General features: G+C 43.1%; 14 protein-coding genes. 9 read left to right on the top strand and 5 right to left on the bottom strand.

Features of this window, described 5'->3' with window-relative positions; all coding sequences use genetic code 11:
- Positions 1 to 286: 286 nt before the first annotated feature.
- From HW45_RS23600 to HW45_RS23580, 6 genes are all read left to right on the top strand, one after another.
- Positions 287 to 961 (top strand): DUF3334 family protein, encoded by a 675-nt coding sequence (locus HW45_RS23600; RefSeq protein WP_038230274.1) that lies wholly within the window; start codon positions 287 to 289, stop codon positions 959 to 961.
- A gap of 139 nt (positions 962 to 1,100) precedes the next feature.
- The gene (locus tag HW45_RS23595; protein ID WP_038230272.1) at positions 1,101 to 1,784 is read left to right on the top strand and encodes a DUF2786 domain-containing protein; all 684 of its coding nucleotides are present in this window, start codon (positions 1,101 to 1,103) and stop codon (positions 1,782 to 1,784) included.
- A gap of 30 nt (positions 1,785 to 1,814) precedes the next feature.
- Positions 1,815 to 2,849 (top strand): J domain-containing protein, encoded by a 1,035-nt coding sequence (locus tag HW45_RS23590; RefSeq protein ID WP_038230270.1) that lies wholly within the window; start codon positions 1,815 to 1,817, stop codon positions 2,847 to 2,849.
- 139 nt (positions 2,850 to 2,988) lie between these two features.
- Positions 2,989 to 3,177, top strand: a complete 189-nt coding sequence (locus HW45_RS29085) for a hypothetical protein (protein WP_006070780.1) — start codon at positions 2,989 to 2,991, stop codon at positions 3,175 to 3,177.
- A gap of 285 nt (positions 3,178 to 3,462) precedes the next feature.
- The gene (locus tag HW45_RS23585) at positions 3,463 to 3,873 is read left to right on the top strand and encodes a hypothetical protein (protein WP_038230269.1); all 411 of its coding nucleotides are present in this window, start codon (positions 3,463 to 3,465) and stop codon (positions 3,871 to 3,873) included.
- A gap of 247 nt (positions 3,874 to 4,120) precedes the next feature.
- Positions 4,121 to 5,227 (top strand): phosphoribosylaminoimidazolesuccinocarboxamide synthase, encoded by a 1,107-nt coding sequence (locus HW45_RS23580; RefSeq protein WP_038230268.1) that lies wholly within the window; start codon positions 4,121 to 4,123, stop codon positions 5,225 to 5,227.
- Between the two features lie 71 nt (positions 5,228 to 5,298).
- Here HW45_RS23580 and HW45_RS23575 read toward each other — a convergent pair whose 3' ends face one another.
- Positions 5,299 to 5,685, bottom strand: a complete 387-nt coding sequence (locus HW45_RS23575; RefSeq protein WP_038230265.1) for a hypothetical protein — start codon at positions 5,683 to 5,685, stop codon at positions 5,299 to 5,301.
- Between the two features lie 241 nt (positions 5,686 to 5,926).
- Positions 5,927 to 8,281, bottom strand: coding sequence for a DEAD/DEAH box helicase (locus HW45_RS23570; RefSeq protein ID WP_038230263.1), 2,355 nt, complete (start codon positions 8,279 to 8,281; stop codon positions 5,927 to 5,929).
- Between the two features lie 192 nt (positions 8,282 to 8,473).
- On the opposite strand from HW45_RS23570, the gene HW45_RS23565 reads away from it, so the two are divergent.
- The 3 genes from HW45_RS23565 to HW45_RS23555 all read left to right on the top strand — a co-directional run bounded on the left by HW45_RS23565 (position 8,474) and on the right by HW45_RS23555 (position 11,334).
- Positions 8,474 to 10,162, top strand: a complete 1,689-nt coding sequence (locus HW45_RS23565; protein ID WP_038230260.1) for an NAD-dependent malic enzyme — start codon at positions 8,474 to 8,476, stop codon at positions 10,160 to 10,162.
- 99 nt (positions 10,163 to 10,261) lie between these two features.
- Positions 10,262 to 10,585: a DUF3392 domain-containing protein gene (locus HW45_RS23560; protein WP_006070787.1), complete on the top strand. Its 324-nt coding sequence runs from the start codon at positions 10,262 to 10,264 to the stop codon at positions 10,583 to 10,585.
- 71 nt (positions 10,586 to 10,656) lie between these two features.
- Entirely contained in the window at positions 10,657 to 11,334 is a 678-nt protein-coding gene (locus HW45_RS23555; RefSeq protein ID WP_038230640.1) for a SanA/YdcF family protein, read from the top strand.
- A gap of 29 nt (positions 11,335 to 11,363) precedes the next feature.
- On the opposite strand, the gene HW45_RS23550 is transcribed toward HW45_RS23555, so the two are convergent.
- Genes HW45_RS23550 through HW45_RS23540 form a run of 3 tightly spaced genes read right to left on the bottom strand, consistent with a single transcriptional unit; the run spans position 11,364 to position 17,184 of the window.
- A complete protein-coding gene (locus HW45_RS23550) occupies positions 11,364 to 14,147 on the bottom strand; it encodes a hypothetical protein (protein ID WP_038230259.1) in 2,784 nt (927 codons plus the stop codon).
- A gap of 26 nt (positions 14,148 to 14,173) precedes the next feature.
- A complete protein-coding gene (locus tag HW45_RS23545) occupies positions 14,174 to 15,478 on the bottom strand; it encodes an HlyD family type I secretion periplasmic adaptor subunit (RefSeq protein ID WP_038230258.1) in 1,305 nt (434 codons plus the stop codon).
- Positions 15,475 to 17,184 carry a type I secretion system permease/ATPase gene (locus HW45_RS23540; protein WP_038230255.1) on the bottom strand — a complete coding sequence of 570 codons (1,710 nt, stop codon included), beginning with the start codon at positions 17,182 to 17,184 and terminating at the stop codon, positions 15,475 to 15,477. Before HW45_RS23540 ends, HW45_RS23545 begins: the two co-directional genes overlap by 4 nt.
- Positions 17,185 to 17,531: the final 347 nt, after the last annotated feature.

Raw genomic sequence — 17,531 nt, 5'->3', positions numbered from 1 at the left:
TTAGCTTCCTGCCCCTAATTCTGCTGATCCGCTCAGCAAAGGAGTGTATGTAAAATAAAAAGTTCACCTACTTAGTCGCATGGTCGTTTAAATAAACGCGCTTTTAATTATTGTACGTAGCTGAAACCGAATAGATTTTATAGGTATTGGACACTTTACAACAATTAAAAATGTGATCAAATCGGAAAGTCATAGCGATTGACTATGGTTTATGCCTTTTCAAGAGGTTTGCTTCGTGACACACTCCTTTAACCACGGAAGAAATGATTAAACGAAGTAATCAATAATGAAAAAAACCAAAGTAATCACCACCGAAGATATTCTGTTAAAACTCTGCCAGTCCGTTTCAACTGTTTTGACCTCTGCGACACAATCAAGTGTGACATACTCAGCAATGGTTCAGAAAATCACCAAAACCACGTTAAAACCTGACTTTGGTTGCTTCGTCCTCTTTGATGGCGGTTTCTCGGGTTTAGTGGTTATTAATTTCACTTCACAAGCAGCACTTGAAGTTTACAGCAATTATATGCGTCACATGGGTATGCCTGAGGAAGAGCTCGCAATTCACCACAATGCAGATGAAGTTGGCGATGTCCTCGGCGAACTCATGAATCAGCTTGTTGGCGACTTCACCAACAAAGTTCGCAAAGAACTGCAGACCAACATTACCCAAAACCAACCGAAAATGTTATCGATCAACAAGCAAGTGGTTCTGTCAGTCGACACAAACTTAGAACGACCTCAAGCCCGTCGAGTTACTTTCTCTACAGCTAATAACAACATTTTTTATCTTGAATTTGCTATGGACAAAACCGAGTTTATTCAAATGGAAGAGTTTGAGGTTCAACCAGACGAATGCCCAGATACCATTATTGAGCAAGCCATCGCAGCCAAAAAACAGCGTACAGACACCAAACCAGAAAACGACAATCAAGATTTGCTCGATGAACTAGGTATTTAAGCGGCGGCTCTACGAATTCTTTTGGGGCTCTAGTTACCGCTTAGAGTCCCACCCTTCCCCTTTTAGCCTTCCCCTTTTAGCCGAAAATCGTTAAAATAGTGCCCTTTTTCTTTCGCGGTACAGAGAACTCAGATTGTCGATGGATAAACAGAAAGCCCTCAAAAAGATTGCTAAGTGCTTAGAATTAGGTAACTCAGCGAACGTCAATGAAGCAGCCAATGCCATAAAAATGGCACACCGCCTCATGCTCAAATACGGCCTAGATAAGGACGATATTGAGTTTATTAAGATGGGTAAAACACAATCGACGCACTTACTGCCTACAACGATAAGTTCTACGTTACTGCGCGTAATCCGAGGCATCAATACCAAATTTGGCGTCGAAGCTGTTTTACTCAACCATAAAGGCCTAAAGCGAGTTGAGTTTATCGGCGAAGCTGACCGGGCCATCTTTGCAGCTTTTGCTTTTGATATCATTTATCGTGAGATGAATGAGCAAACGGGTCAATTTAGAAATAGCTTCGCAGGTTCTGGGACTTCAAATACAGAAGTGACAAAGCGTGTTAATTCGTTTGTCTCCGGGTGGATAGAAGGCGCGCTAGAAAAACTGCCTGTTATTGCCCCTGATGATGAATCGGCAAATAAAATTAATAACTATATCGATAAAGAGTTCAAAAACATCGATAGAGAGACATTCAAACAGCAGCTAAAAGAAGCGATGAAAAATATCACCGCTGACTACGAAGTTGGGCTAAAAAAAGGTCGAAAAGTATCGGTTAATCGTCCGATAGACGGCGCTCAAGCACCAAAGATGCTGAAATAGCAAGACCACACAACAAGGAGAGCGATAAATATGAGGATCAACTTGGCAAAGACATGCTCCAAGTTACTGTTTGTCTTTATCGCTTTGTTACTTTCATTCTCCTCTCTCGCCTCCATTGCACAGCTTGAACAACAAGCACAACTTAACAATGCTGAAGCTCAGTACCGTCTAGGACTGGCATATGAGACTGGTGAAGGCGTTCGCAGAGATCTCAGTTTAGCGGCTCACTGGTATCAACAAGCGAGCGAAAACGGACATCGCGCAGCAACCTATAATTACGCACAAGCACTAGAATATGGACGCGGTATAAAATCCAATCCTGCAAAAGCCGTTTTGCTCTATACGAAGCTCGCCGCTGAAGGCGACCCTTCTACTTACGGAAAAATAGCTCGGCTTTACCGCGATTTTAATATCGACATTGCCAACGAAGATCAAGCCGTGCTTTGGTATGGCCTCGCAAGAATCCAATCAACCGAGTTTGACGCCGAATACGCGCTCGCTTTGAAAAAACAATTCGATGCTCATCAGTTAAAGCAAATTGCCGCGCTTAAGCAGCAAGAGCAATCTGTCACAATTACACAGAAGAGCCTAACAACATCTAACTCAGTACCAACTACCCCAAGCATAAACTGGTCATTACATCTAATCTATATCTCAATTCTATTGAGCGCTTGCTTCGCCGCATTGATCTTTTTCAAGAGATTCAATATGGCAAGCCAACACCGCCGCTCATCGATTCAAGAAATGAAAACAAGGCTCTCTCAACAACAAGACCTGATCACTAAGCTCAAATTACAACTTAAGAACGCTGCAAGTCTTCAGAAAAGAGCATCATCCACAGCATCTAGTTCAACAACTTCTGCACTTAATGATGCTTACCTTCGTTTTGGCTTCACTCAAGGACAAATTAACAACTTAACACCAAAGCAAGTAAAAGCACGCTATAAGCAGTTGTGCCGTATTTATCACCCTGATGCTCAAGGTAGTGATGATGAAATGAGGCAATTAAACCTTGCTTTCAAAGCCATCGTGGAGCATCTAAAAGCCACACAAAAGATCCATTGATATACCAATTTCTCAGAAAATCGCGATCTTGAAAAACATTTGAAACAAATTAAGAAACATTTATTTAACATTGCATGCAATTTTATGTCATAATACGTCCCGATAATAACACCCGAACAAATAAGGGTGGGGAGTAAAAATGCATACATTCACTATCGAAGGTTTCTGTGATTGGTGCCAAACGCCAAGTTTTGTGACCAAGCATGAGTATATAGACGGCCTATGTCACCACTCATGTGAAAAGTGTCTGAGTTTCGCCATTATGGACGTTAAGCAGTTCAATCAAGCAGAAATCGAATTTAGAAACCGATCGTCAGCTCAATCCTAAAGGAACCGCGCCTCTCTTAGAGAGGCGTTTTTGTTTCTCAATATCCTTATCTATTGTCACCCAGTAAAAACCATTGCTCTATACAGTATTCTTATACAGTAGTTGTTAGCTTATACCTGTGTAAAACGAAAAAGTATGAGATTTCCGCCCATTCCAATAGAAATTTTAACAATTAAATATCAACAACTTAGTTTCTTTTGTCGTTTTTTTATGCAAAAAGTGCTTGATCTTTTTACGCCCAAAAACTACTGTATACACATACAGCATGTATAAAGGAACAGGGTTATGTTGCTCAACAATACAATTCACTCACAATACAATGTCCCAAACCAATACCGAGTTTTTGATGATCAAGGAACGTCACAACAGCTTCGTCGAATTCAGGATGATGTACTCGAAAAGGTTTCGCAATTGGCTTCTAAGCCACAGTGGATTTTGTTGACAGCAGAATGTCCTCGCCCTTCAGTGGGACAAATCATGCATTTTCATAAACTAGGTAACCATATGGTTCAGATGAAGGCTTCATTGCATTTATCGCAGTATCAGGTTGTCAAAAAAGCTATTCGCTCAGGTAACGCGTGTGCTGTTATCGCAAATGGTGACTTCTCTCTAACAGAACAAAATCAACTTCAAGGATTGGCCGCTGACTATCAATGCGAAGTCATCTTTCTTGGTAAAGACAGTTATTTACATTAATCCAAATTCCGACCACTCGTTAAGTTAATCATGTAATCCCCTTTTTAATGACGGTAAGTACTTGTTCAATAGTACTTACCGTATTTTTTATCCTCTCTTTAGACAACTTATATAAAAATTGCGCAAACGTTTGCTATTTTTCTGGCAGCATAGAATAGTTCTGGTATGATGCGTGCAGCAAAGAGTATTACCACTCCCCCATAATCGTCGCACTTTTTACGACACAACATTAGATAGGAATGTCTCCATGAGTCTCGCTGATCAAGTTCTAGCTGTAAACGATGATCTACCAATCCGCACTGATAAGCCTGTTCATAGCGGCAAGGTTCGTTCGGTTTATTGGTTGACCGAAGAGGATAGCCGCCGCCTAATCAAAGACAAAGGCTACGATGTAGCAGAAGATGCACCGTTAGCCATTATGGTTATCAGTGATCGCATTTCTGCCTTTGATTGTATATGGCGAGGTGAAGGGAACTTAAGGGGCGTTCCTGGCAAAGGCGCCGCACTCAACGCGATTTCTAATCACTGGTTCCAATTGTTTAAGGATAATGGTTTAGCGGATAGCCACATTCTAGATATTCCTCATCCATTTGTCTGGATCGTTCAAAAAGCAAAACCTGTAATGATCGAAGCTATCTGTCGCCAATACATTACCGGTTCTATGTGGCGTGCTTATGAGAAGGGTGAGCGCGAATTCTGTGGTATCACTTTACCTGAAGGCTTAAAGAAAGACTCTAAACTGGATGACGTCCTAATTACGCCTTCAACAAAAGGTATCTTACGTGGTATCCCTGGCGTCCCTGAAGCAGATGATGTAAACATCACACGCGACAACATTAGCGACAACTTTGCAGCGTTTAATTTTACGAATGCAGCCGACATCGATGGCTATGAAAAACTTCTTAAAGAAGGCTTCTCCGTCATCAGTAACGCTTTGGAAGCTATCGATCAAACGTTTGTTGATACCAAATTTGAATTCGGCTACGTTACCGATTCAAAAGGCGAAGAAAAGCTCATCTATATGGACGAGGTTGGAACACCGGATTCTTCCCGCATTTGGGATACTAAAGCGTATCAAGAAGGCGATATTGTTGAGAACTCAAAAGAAGGCTTCCGCCAGTTCCTGCTAAACCACTTCCCTGATCCTGATATCCTTTTAAACAAAGAGCGTATGCCAGAGCGTGAAGCACTTGCAGCCGACAACGAACTTCCCCTATCCGCGCTTATGGATGTTTCCAAAACATATGTTGGTATCGCAGAGAAAATCACTGGTCGCAAGATTGAATTAAGCAGTAATCCAAAGCAAGAAATTATAGACATACTTCGTACCAACTACGACCTCATCGCAGACTAGGGTCCTAGTCGCAGCGCACATCAAAAAAGGGAGCTTAAAGCTCCCTTTTTGGTTAAATAGCACAACGTGATCTAGTGAAATTCAGCGATTAATACATCTTCGTTAGGTATCACGACAATTTTCACGTTACCTTTATCCTGAATAAGCTGAATCTGTTCAGATTCTAATGAGTAAGGCATAACAACCTTAAGACACGCGATGTTTTCTTTGCGAGCGATTTTCATTAGCGCGACCAAATTCGACTCGTCACTTCTTCGACTCGATAAGGCACTCAGCGCTTTCTCCCAAAGACGGCTATCTGGATCAATATTCTGATTTTTTGTGCTCTCTTTCCACGCTTCACCAAACACTGGCGCTACAGAAGTCAGCGCTTCAAGGAACGTCCATTTTTTACTACAAGATGCACCGAGGAAACTGGTGTAATCAAATTCTACCGGTGATATTTTCTTGTCACACATAACCACTCCCAATTACAGAATGCTATGCAACTACTATTATTCAAACTTTCTTATATAGCAATAGGATATATAAAAATCATCTTTTATACCCTACTTAGACATCAAAAGGTGATATAAAAATCCAAATAGCAACATAATGTGAACAAAAGTACATCACCACAATGCCACTTGGTTAACTATGTATAGCACATCTATCAATAGCAGCATTCGCCACTCTTTTGTTGACTAAAACATCATTGGCTCAACGAAGATCTAACACTCGGCTCGCCTTCTTGTACTTTACTTTCCATCCAGACCAAGCAGGCAGTTCTTTGCGTTTAGGATCGTCTTTTCGAGAGCCTGAATGGAACTGGACGTGTATAAGCTTGCCTTTGCCAAAATACTCGACAGTTAAACGCAGACCACTTAACTGAATGACCAATGGGTACTTAGCTGCAAAATCTGAATACTCCCAATCTGGAACGCCGTTAAACACAAAATCTCGCTCATCAATAAGCTCAAGATCTTCAAATGAACTTACACCGAGCATTGACAGTTGTTCAGCTATCCAAGACTCCAATGATACTTCGTCTACTGACCCGGTTTGGTCAGATAGACCTAGTTCAACATACAACTTCCAATGCAGCATACGTTCGGTAAGCTGTTCTGCCAACGTGGGAAAGATAGCTCCTTCACTGATCGATTTGGCGATGGCTTTCAAAGCGACATCGCCTTCAGGCGCAATCCTGCGCTCCGCCAGCTTGCGACCTGCATACATCAGATGTTCACAATGCTGAAGACCCTTGTCGGTCTCGATCGTTTCTCCGCTCACCCATACCCCAACATTAAGTTCTTTAAGCTGAGTTATGTCGACTGGTAAAAGTAATGTGGCCAGTGTCATCGTCTGTTTAACGCCTCGGCCAGGTAAGCTATGAGTGGCTAATACCAGCCCTGCTTCTGTTTTCGGTTTAATTCGATTCTGTCGTCCTAACAACACTTCGACAAAACCGTTACCAAAAGCGTCACGTCGCCGCTCTCGTCTCACATACAGCAAGGCGTTGTTCGCTTGGATAATTTGCTTTATCAATTCATCACGTTGATATCTAGAAGCCACTTCCAGACTCGGCAATTCAAATACACTACGCATCTGCTCCGATAACCCTTGTGCTTCACGCAAACAATCTTGGTCGACCGTCAGACCTGTGTACCGCTTGCCTCTTACTAGGCCAATAAGAATACTTGCGTCACAACCTAACGGCTCTTCTAGGTCCAGCTTGATCAATAGCTCTTCATTACTGGTGATTTGAAACAGTTTACCTGTCGCACATAGTGCAGCAGTTAGGTCAATCATAGCCTCCTTTAGCGCCCTAGAAGGCATCTTAGTGACCAAATCAGCGTAAATAGTATCAATCGGTAATGGGTATAACTTTTTCCCATGCTCGGTAATACCAATGTCATCTATCGCACCAAGTTGTACTAACTGCTCTTTGGCGGCTTGAAGTGATTTCTCAGGTATCGCATCAATGAATTCGAGATCGTTAAGCGCTAATCCACATGTCGCAGCAGCCAACATAGGCTCGACAATCGATTCACGTTGAAGTTCTGGTGGGGTGACCAGATCAAGAGCAGCATGCTCACCATAAAGACGGATACATGTCCCTGCCATTACTCGTCCTGCTCGGCCAGAACGCTGAGCAGCACTCGCTTTAGAAATATGAGTCAGCATTAACGTGGTTTGTCCATTACGCTGTACATTTCTTCTTTCCAATCCCGAATCCACAACAACCGCGATATTAGGAATCGTCAAAGAGGTTTCCGCAACATTTGTTGCAATCACGACCTTGCGCTTATCTTGAACTGACATTGCAACAGAACGCTGTTGCTCAGTCACAGAAGCATGCAGCGGCGCCAGAATAACGTCATACTGATCCGCAAGAGGTTTTAGCGAGGATACTATCTGCTGAATTTCCTTTCGCCCTGGAACAAATACCAAGATATCTGCTGCAAGCTCGCCTAACAATGGCTCAATCGCACTTTTAACACGTGTTTCTAGATGCCTTGCATCAGGCAGTTGTCGACTGTCATTTCGATGGTGCTGAACTACCACATCAAACACTCTTCCTTGTGCAACCAAGCGCTGGGCATCAAAGTAGTCAGCTAGCTTTTGACCTTCAATAGTAGCCGAAGTAATCACTGTTTTATGAGTTTGATTGCGCTTTAACATCGAAACCAATAAGTCAGTGTCCCACCGTCGTTCATGAAACTCATCCACAATAACCACATCAAAGCTCTTCAGGCGGTCTTCGGCATACCACCTCAAGGCGACACCTGGTGTGACAAACACCACTTTTGACGCCTCGGTATAACAGTTTTCAAGCTTGATAGCATAACCAACGCTTTCTCCAACCTTTTCACCAAGTCCATCTGCCACGAAGTTAGCCAGTGATGTACAGGCAATTCGTCTCGGCTCTACCACCAGCACTCGTCCTTGATCCATCGACCAAAGAGGCAGTCTCGTCGATTTTCCTGAACCCGTTTCAGCTTCAACGATAAGGTGTGATTGTTTCAAGGCTTGTTTAAATTCTTGTTCAATAGAATCAATAGGTAAGACTGTCATTTTGCTTTGCTAATCAAGGTCGTTGTGAAGGAGTATACCCATAGGAGGATTAACATTCGACTCACTTCGCTTTTTACCGCAAACCGAATACAAATAGTTAACATTTCGTCATCGCTTAGAATAGGTAATTGTGTTAAATTAACCCGCAAATTGTTCCCAATCCCAAATGACTGTTCCTAGACAGGTAACCGAATGAACAACAACAAAAGACCGCTCTATATCCCGTACGCGGGCCCTGCACTTCTCAGTACCCCACTTTTGAACAAAGGCAGTGCATTTTCTGCTGAAGAAAGAATGTCCTTTAACCTTGAAGGGCTTCTACCTGAAACAACAGAAACAATTCAAGAACAAGTAGATCGCGCTTACAAGCAATACACCAGCTTTGAAAGCGATATGGATAAACACATTTATCTGCGTAACATCCAAGATACTAACGAAACTTTGTTTTATCGCTTAGTACAAAATCATATCTCTGAAATGATGCCGATTATCTACACGCCGACTGTAGGCGCTGCGTGTGAGAACTTCTCCAACATCTATCGCCGTGGTCGTGGTCTTTTCATTTCTTACCCAAATCGTGATCGTATTGACGATTTGCTAAACAATGCACGTAACCACAACGTAAAAGTAATCGTTGTAACCGATGGTGAGCGTATTCTAGGACTGGGCGACCAAGGGATTGGTGGTATGGGCATTCCTATCGGTAAACTGGCATTGTACACAGCGTGTGGTGGCATCAGCCCAGCTTATACACTGCCTATTGTTCTTGATGTTGGTACGAATAACCCACAACGTCTTGCTGATCCAATGTACATGGGCTGGCGCCATCCGCGAATTACTGGTGATGAATACCGAGCGTTTGTAGAAGACTTTATTCAAGCGGTTCAACGTCGCTGGCCAGATGCACTCGTGCAGTTTGAAGACTTTGCACAGAAAAATGCAATGCCGTTACTTGAACGTTATAAGGATCGTATTTGCTGTTTCAACGATGATATTCAAGGCACCGCTGCGGTGACCGTAGGCTCTCTACTTGCAGCATGTAAAGCAGCAGGTAGCAAGCTTTCTGAACAGCGAGTTACCTTCTTAGGTGCGGGTTCTGCAGGTTGTGGTATTGCTGAAGCGATCATCGCGCAAATGGTGTCTGAAGGCATCAGTGATGCGCAAGCGCGCTCTCAAGTATTCATGGTTGACCGTTGGGGACTTCTACAAGAAGGCATGCCTAACCTACTCGACTTCCAACAACGTCTGGTACAAAAACACGAACAAACCAAAGAATGGACATCGGAGAACTCAGGCTTCTCATTACATGATGTTATTCGTAATGGTAAACCTACGGTCCTTATTGGTGTGTCAGGTGCGCCTGGTCTATTCAGCAAGGAGATCATCCAAGAGATGCATCAACATTGCGACCGTCCAATCGTATTCCCGCTGTCGAACCCAACTAGCCGTGTTGAAGCAACGCCAAATGACATCTTACGTTGGACAAATGGCCAGGCACTGGTTGCAACAGGCAGCCCATTCGACCCTGTAGCTGTCGAAGGTAAAACCTACCCTATCGCGCAATGTAACAACAGCTACATCTTCCCTGGTATTGGTCTAGGCGTACTTGCAGCGCAAGCATCACGCGTTACAGACGAAATGTTGATGGAATCAAGTCGTGCGCTCGCAGAGTGTTCTCCTCTTGCACAGAAAGGATCAGGTCAACTGTTACCGCCACTTGAAGAGATTCATTTAGTGTCTAAGAAAATTGCTTACGCCGTGGCGAAAAAAGCCATTGAACAAGGAGTGGCGAAAGAACGCTCAGATGAAACTCTGCGTGAAGCTATTGACGACAACTTCTGGCAGCCGGTTTACCGTAAATACAAACGTTCAGCATTCTAATCTGAATCGACATCACATTTAGGCTCTTGTTTACAAGAGCCTTTTTTTTGTTTAATAGTCAGCTCATTTCTATCGTTATACTGCAGCAAGGACATTGACATGCTCGATATTTTCGCTCCGGGAGGACGCTTTATTGCTCCTTATCTTTTTGAAGTTTCTACGGCACTAATCGCATGTTCTCTTGTCGTACTAGGTGCGGATATCAACCGCCTCTTAAGGAACGCATTACGAGATACAAATTTCGTAATTCGGACGGTCTGCTTTATACTACTCAATGCATTTGGCTATGGGTTGATCATTATTAAAGCCACCCCATTGTTAAAGAACGTATTAGTTAATACAGAACCAGGCTTGATGTTCGCCATCGTGGTTCTAAGCTTTGTGAGTATAGGTATTTGGGCTCAAAGGAATCGTCAGATTTAGTGACCTTTAGATTTAACAAGGAAACGTTGTTATCCAGCACCGTGCTTTCTTTCTTAAAGAGAGCACTTCGTATCGCTTGTTATACAGTTGTTTTGTTCGTCGTCTTCATCGCGTCCATTGACCGTTGGGTGAGTTGGCAAGCCGAAGACCGCATTCTCACCTCTATCGACGATATTGATAATGTTCAGGTCGCAGTCGTTCTTGGCACGAGTAAGTATCTAGGTCGAACTCTCAACGAGTACTATTCCCATCGCATTGAGGCGGCGATTGACCTTTACAACGAAGGTAAAGTGTCTCATTTCCTACTCAGTGGCGATAACGCCCACCGTTCATACAATGAACCATGGACAATGAAACGAGACTTGTTGAGAGCAGCAGTTCCTGAGCCAGCTATCCACTTGGACTACGCCGGATTTAGAACGCTAGATTCGATTGTTCGTGCCAAAAAGATCTTTGATACCGATGACTTCTTAATCATCACGCAGAAGTTTCACTGTGAACGAGCTCTGTTTATCGCACGATCATACGATATTAATGCAACATGTTTAGCGGTGTCTGGACCGACATCCAAGTCAGGGTTTTCAGTAAGATTAAGGGAAGTATTTGCCAGAACTAAGGCGTTTTTGGATTTGTATATTATGAATACTCAACCGAAGTTTTTGGGGCCGAAGGAGCCGATTATGGACACGGAAGAAGAAGGGTTAGTCGATGAACCAATTGCACCGTATGAAAAAGGCCTTCAGGAATAAAACCGAAGGCCTTGCCAGTTTATAGCGGGTTATACTGTTGGAAAGTAATCATCTAAAGAGGTTTCAGCTTCGCCTATCTTGATAACTTCAACATTTTTGATGATCGTAAAGTCATCAGTACCATCGACACTAACTTTATACTCATTTCGATAAGTAGCCCCATGAGCTTCAACGGTAATTGCCGTTCCAGCTGCAAATACCAAACTATCTACACCGTGTCCGCCATCAACATAATCTTCACCTGAGCTTGCGTGGACCGTATCATCACCATGCATAACATTGATAATATCATCGTAATCGGAGCCAGTGACTGTATCCTCTCCAGCACCGGTCCACTTGTCAATATAGGTCATTCCATGCCCTAATCCACTGAAATCAATGACATCATCACCTCGGGTCCCGTGTAATACCTCCACATTTTTCACAGTATCTGTTGCAACCTCAGTGTCATTGTCTTTTGCAATGACAGACATAACTCCTTTGTTTGAAGTTACTTCTAGGTGAGTCGCCCCAACTAAATTGTCACTATAGTAAAGTGTATCAATACCATCGCCACCATCTACATAATCATCGGCCATTTCAGAACGTAAATACCCAGCAACTTTAGCGTCCGCGTAAATTACATCATCACCGTTTCCTGCATAAATTTTGTCCTCATCGTTACCACCGTACAGTTCATCATTACCACCAGAGCCACGCAGTTCATCATTGCCATCACCGCCTCGCAATATGTCATGAATATCTGTCAGGTCATCATCATGTACGGCGTAATATCGACCTGCAGACAAAAAGTCGTTGCCACTACCACCTACAAGTAAATCACTGTGATTACCACCATGTAATTTATCATCACCCTCTTCACCATAGAATTCGTTGTTGCCACCACTCGCTTTTATTACATCATTACCTTTACCGCCATAAGCAGTATCATTACCCCACATTAGGTCAAATATATCAGCATGATCACTTCCTACCATGCTTTCATCACCAGCATCAGTCCATTTATCTTTATAGACAATGCCATGATTTAAACCACTAAAATCACCGACATCGTCACCACGAGTGCCCTGAATCTCTTCGATGTTTTTGACCATATCAGTTGACAATATATTACTTATCTGTCCAGAGTTATCCACGGCAGAGATCTGGATGGATTGGTAACCCCCATTACCCTTCACAGACATATTGAGAGCAGCATCAGTACCTAGTCCATTTACTAAGTGATCATTGTAGAAAAGTATGTCGTAGCCATCTCCACCATCAACAATATCATCTTCAACTGAGCCTCTACCGTCCGTCTCGAAGTAATCGTTACCCCCTCCACCACGTAGGGTATCCTCACCAGACCCTCCTATCAGTGTGTCATCGCGATCTTCACTGCCATCACCATAGTAATTACCGCCAACGATGTAGTCGTCTCCATCACCACCGTTTAGATAGTCACTGTGGTTACCACCATTGAGATGGTCGTTTCCTTCTTCACCGTAAAGCTTGTTGTTTCCAAGGGTTACTTTCAGAGTATCGTTACCCTTTCCACCGTAAATGATGTCATCACCAGACACTAGATTTATATCATCATCAAAATCACTACCTATTGCAAAATCGTTACTGGCTGCTTCACTGGTGTCGGTAATCGTAATACCTTTGCTCGTTCCTGATAATGGATCAACTAAACCACTGAAGTCATACTGATCTTCGCCACGAGTACCTATGATTTTTTCAACCGAAATAAGCGTGTCGGTGAAATCCGCAGCACTTTCTGTATTCGAATGCTCTTTCGATGTTAGAAACTGCTCCAGTTTGATACTACCATCATCATTTACCGAGGCATGAATGTGTCCCTTTTGATACCAGTAGCTCGCGGTATCAAACCCTTCGCCACCGTCAAGGATGTCATTACCCAGTGAATGTCCCCCATATTCCTGAAACTTATCATCGCCTCCAAGTGCAAGAACATAGTCATTTCCGTCAGTCGTAAACGCCGGTAACGATTCCGAGGGCGATGCACCGATAGTTTCATCGTCATTGGTGCCTGCAGCAGTCGCGTCTGGATTAGACAAAAGAGCAATAATAGATTCGGTGTTTCCTAAAGCTAGGTGCGCACTTATTTGGTCCGCAAGAGGGCCAGAATTTGTTACGAAAAAATCTTTTAGAGTTATGTTTGTACCTAAGTTTCGCTTCGCATCAGCATCATAATCTAGAAATGTGAGAATTAAGTCGCCACTTTCATTCGAGCTGATGTCCAAGTGATTATCTATCGACTCTTGCACGAAGCTATCTGCGTCTGTGACGTTTTCCATGTCGGCTTTGCCAGCGGCTTTCAATACTTGGGCTTCAAGCTGTTCTCCAATTTTCGTTTCACGCTCTTCAACACGATCAGTCTGGCTCTGATTCAGGTCCTCTGTGTCAAATTTTGCTTTGAGTCTTTCTGTGACGACGTCGTTTTCTAGGACATAGTGTTTACGATTAAACACAAGCTGCAGCTTATCTTCTCCCAAGGTAAAATCGGATATTGTGTTATCACCACCTTTCCAGATCCGCATTGAAAACGTATCAGCATCATCACCGCCAATCAATGTATCATTGCCGACCCCGCCGAAAAGAAGATCCTCACCACTACCTCCTTTTAAATCATCATTACCTCGGTTTCCTTCAACGATGTCGTCGCCTTTCCCACCTTTGATTTTATCATCGCCTTGTTTACCTAGAATAAAGTCATTTCCTTTGCCACCATCGATTAGGTCATCAACGGAGCTGTTGTCACGAATAAAGTCATTACCATCGCCGTATTTATCTACCATTTTCTCTGACATAATTTGATTTCCTTTCTAACGTTGCTCTATATCTCTCTCATCCCCTTCTCCATACTCTGTATCAGCGGAGAAAGTAGATAATCAAGAACAGTGCGTTCCTCTAGTACTATTTGTGCTTCTACCGGCATACCCGGTTTCAGATCTAAGCCAAGATCCAGAAGCTCCGTTGCATCGAGGGCTATCTTTCCTTGATAGAAATGACCGCCTAGCCGCTCATCTACGATGCTGTCCGCGGAGAGGTGTATAAGCTCACCTGTTACCGCTGGGACTTGTCGAAAGCTGTATGAAGTCAGGCGGATGTTTGCCGACAAACCTTCATACACCGATTCGATATCCTTGGGTTGAATGTTAACGCTTGCGACCACTCGGGTATTGTTAGGGACGATCTCCAGTATCGTGCTTGTTGGAGCAACAACACCACCTTGAGTGTGAATAACGAGATTGATCACATCGCCTCCAACTGGAGCGCGTACTTCTATGCGGTCGTTTAGCGTATTAGACGCTTTTAGCTGTTTTAAGATTGCTTGCTCTTCCGATACTAGCTCTTGCTTTTTCTCTTGAGCGGTGCGCATAAAGTCTATTTTTAGTGCGTCCATTTGAGATTCAAGCTCAGCAACTTTGTTATTGGTTCTTTTGATTCGAGTACGGTGCTCCGCTATTTTTGCCACCAAGCTTGAGTACTCTCTCTTTAGTTCAAGAAAGGCAACTTTTGATACATACCCTTTTTCTAATAGAGCTGAGTTCGCTTCGATTTCTTCGTTGAGCAATGTCAGAGAATGTTCGTCGCTTGAAAGCCAAGCCTTGTAGCTGTCTCTATCATTCTCTGATTGAGCCATTTGCTGGCGGAGTGACATCATTTGTTCTTTATGAATCAGACGATTCTGGTTTAACAGTGATGCTTGATCACGACGTATCTGACTTTGAATTGGAGTCAGGTTCTCCTCGTTCCCCCAATTAATCGCCTCTCCTGAAAGCTCTGCGTCAATTCGAGCTAGGCGAGCTTGGACGATAAAACGTTTTTGATTCAGTTGTTCGAGTTGGCTAACAAGCAATGGATCCGAGAGCACCAGTAACAAATCTCCTTTTTCGACACGCTGACCTTCTTTGACGAGAAGCGTTTCGACTACCCCTCCGGTATGATGCTGCACTTTCTGATTCTCGAGCTCTGTCACCAATTTCCCTGGTGCCAACGAGGCTGAACTTAATGGTGCGCTATAACTCCAATAACCAATTCCAATAAAGCAAACCAACAATACGAGCCAACCAAACAGAATGAAGTAGGTCAAAGAGAGATTGAACGAACGAGATGTCTCTGAATGATTTAGTTTCATGACACACTCCCTATGCTGTTTGCTGACGATGCAGGAATATTTAAGATCTCGGTCGTTTTACCGTATTGCTGGAGGCGCCCTTCACCTAACACCATGCATAAGGTGGTATGCTGAATAATCGACATGCGGTGTGAAATGACAATGACGGTAATTTGCTTGTGATGTGCATGAGCAATGAAATCAATCAGTGCCGCCTGCCCTGGATGGTCAAGATTAGAATCGGGCTCATCCAATATAAGTAAGGCTGGTTTTGTATATAGCGCACGAGCCAAGGCAATTCGTTGCTGTTGTCCACCAGACAATCGGATTCCTAGTGCACCAACCAGTGTTTGATAGCCATTTGGGAGTGACAGAATCATCTCGTGAACACCAGCTAATTTGGCTGCATCGACGATGTCCTTCGCATCAACATTCTCATCGAATCGGCAAATATTTTGCGCAATCGTGCCCGATAACAACTGACTATTTTGGGAAACATAGCCAACTTGCCTCCCTAGTTCTGATACTTGGCGCTGGTTAAGTGTTGCGCCATCAATGCGCACCTCACCGCTTACAGGTTTAACCAAACCTAGAATAGCTTTGACCAATGTTGATTTGCCTACACCGCTACCTCCAACAATAGCTACCGATGCACCAGCAGGAATGGAAAAAGTAAGATCTTCGAGCAACGGCTTCTCACTACCTTGGTGACCTAAGAAAACTTTGTCGAATCCGACAGCGCCTTTAATCTTTGGTAGTTCGACGACTTCTTTTGGTTGTTCGAGATAAGACTTGCGTAATCTTTGATGTGCTTTCCAACCTTCTAACCAGCTTTGCCAGTTATGGATCGCCTGCTCAACTGGCGCTAAAACTCGGCTCATAATCATCGATGCGGCAATTAATACTCCAGCACCAACTTCGTTCTCTAATACCAGAATGACCGAAACGCATAGCACTCCAATTTGCAACAGCATCCGAGCATACTTAGCAAGTGCTAAAATCGCTCGAGAAATTCTGTCTGCGTTCGCTTTGTCTACTGTCGGATTTATTGATTCCTTACGCCACTTCGCGACCAAATTGTCATTCATACCTAATGCTTGAACAATCTCAGCGTTTTTAAGCCAATCACTAGTTAATGTATTGAACGTACTCGCATGCTGGCTTGCATTATTCTGCAAGCGCTTCGTCACTATCATACTTATGATCGATATAACAAAGAGAACCGTTGCGCCTGCTAACGCAAAGTGTCCAAGCAGCGGGTGCATGAGATACATGACCGCTAAAAAAACAGGTGCAAATGGAGCATCAAATAACGCAAAGATGCCAGGAGAAGTGAGAGTTTCTTTAACTCGAGATAAATCAGTTAGAGATTGGCTGAATATTCCATTGCTTTGTTGTGACTTGAGCATAGAAACATTAAAGGCGAAGTCTGCGGACTGTTGCTCAACGCCATATCCATAACGCAACATTACTTGCCCACGAACCCAATCGAGTAGCGCTTGAATAGATAAGAGGAACAATGCAACTATTGCAAGCATTACAAGCGTTTCGCGACTTTCGGAAGAAAGAACACGATCAAAAACTTGCATCGAAAACAAAGGAAGCACAAGAAAAAGCACATTTACCGCAATAGAAACCACGGTAATAAAAATAAGAACTTTCTTGTTTATTTTAAAGTACTGCGTATTATTTAAACTACCAGCATCCTTGCTTAAAGTAGACGTCATGTTAGCCTCAGACGGTTATTTATCCTGTCATTGATTTAATAAATAAGAATGACAAAGGAATTATTTAAATATTGCCGACTTCGATATTAGACCTATTTCTGACACTTTATTTACAAAATGCTCGGCTAACCCTAACCAACCACACTTGTTCCACTTTTTGAGACCTGTTGCATAACTGTTACACAATTAACGCGTTAATTATCACAAAAATCAGCAATATTGTGATACAAATCGCATTTTGATAACTATATTAATAAACTTTCGTTTAATACCAGACTAACAATTTGAAATTAGAGATGACTGATTCATATAATCTAAAAAGCTAATTAACCTAGGCATTACCATGA

The organism is Vibrio sp. ER1A (genome assembly GCF_000733315.1).
GTDB classification, from domain to species: domain Bacteria; phylum Pseudomonadota; class Gammaproteobacteria; order Enterobacterales; family Vibrionaceae; genus Vibrio; species Vibrio mediterranei.
This window is presented reverse-complemented; position numbering and strand designations above follow the sequence as displayed.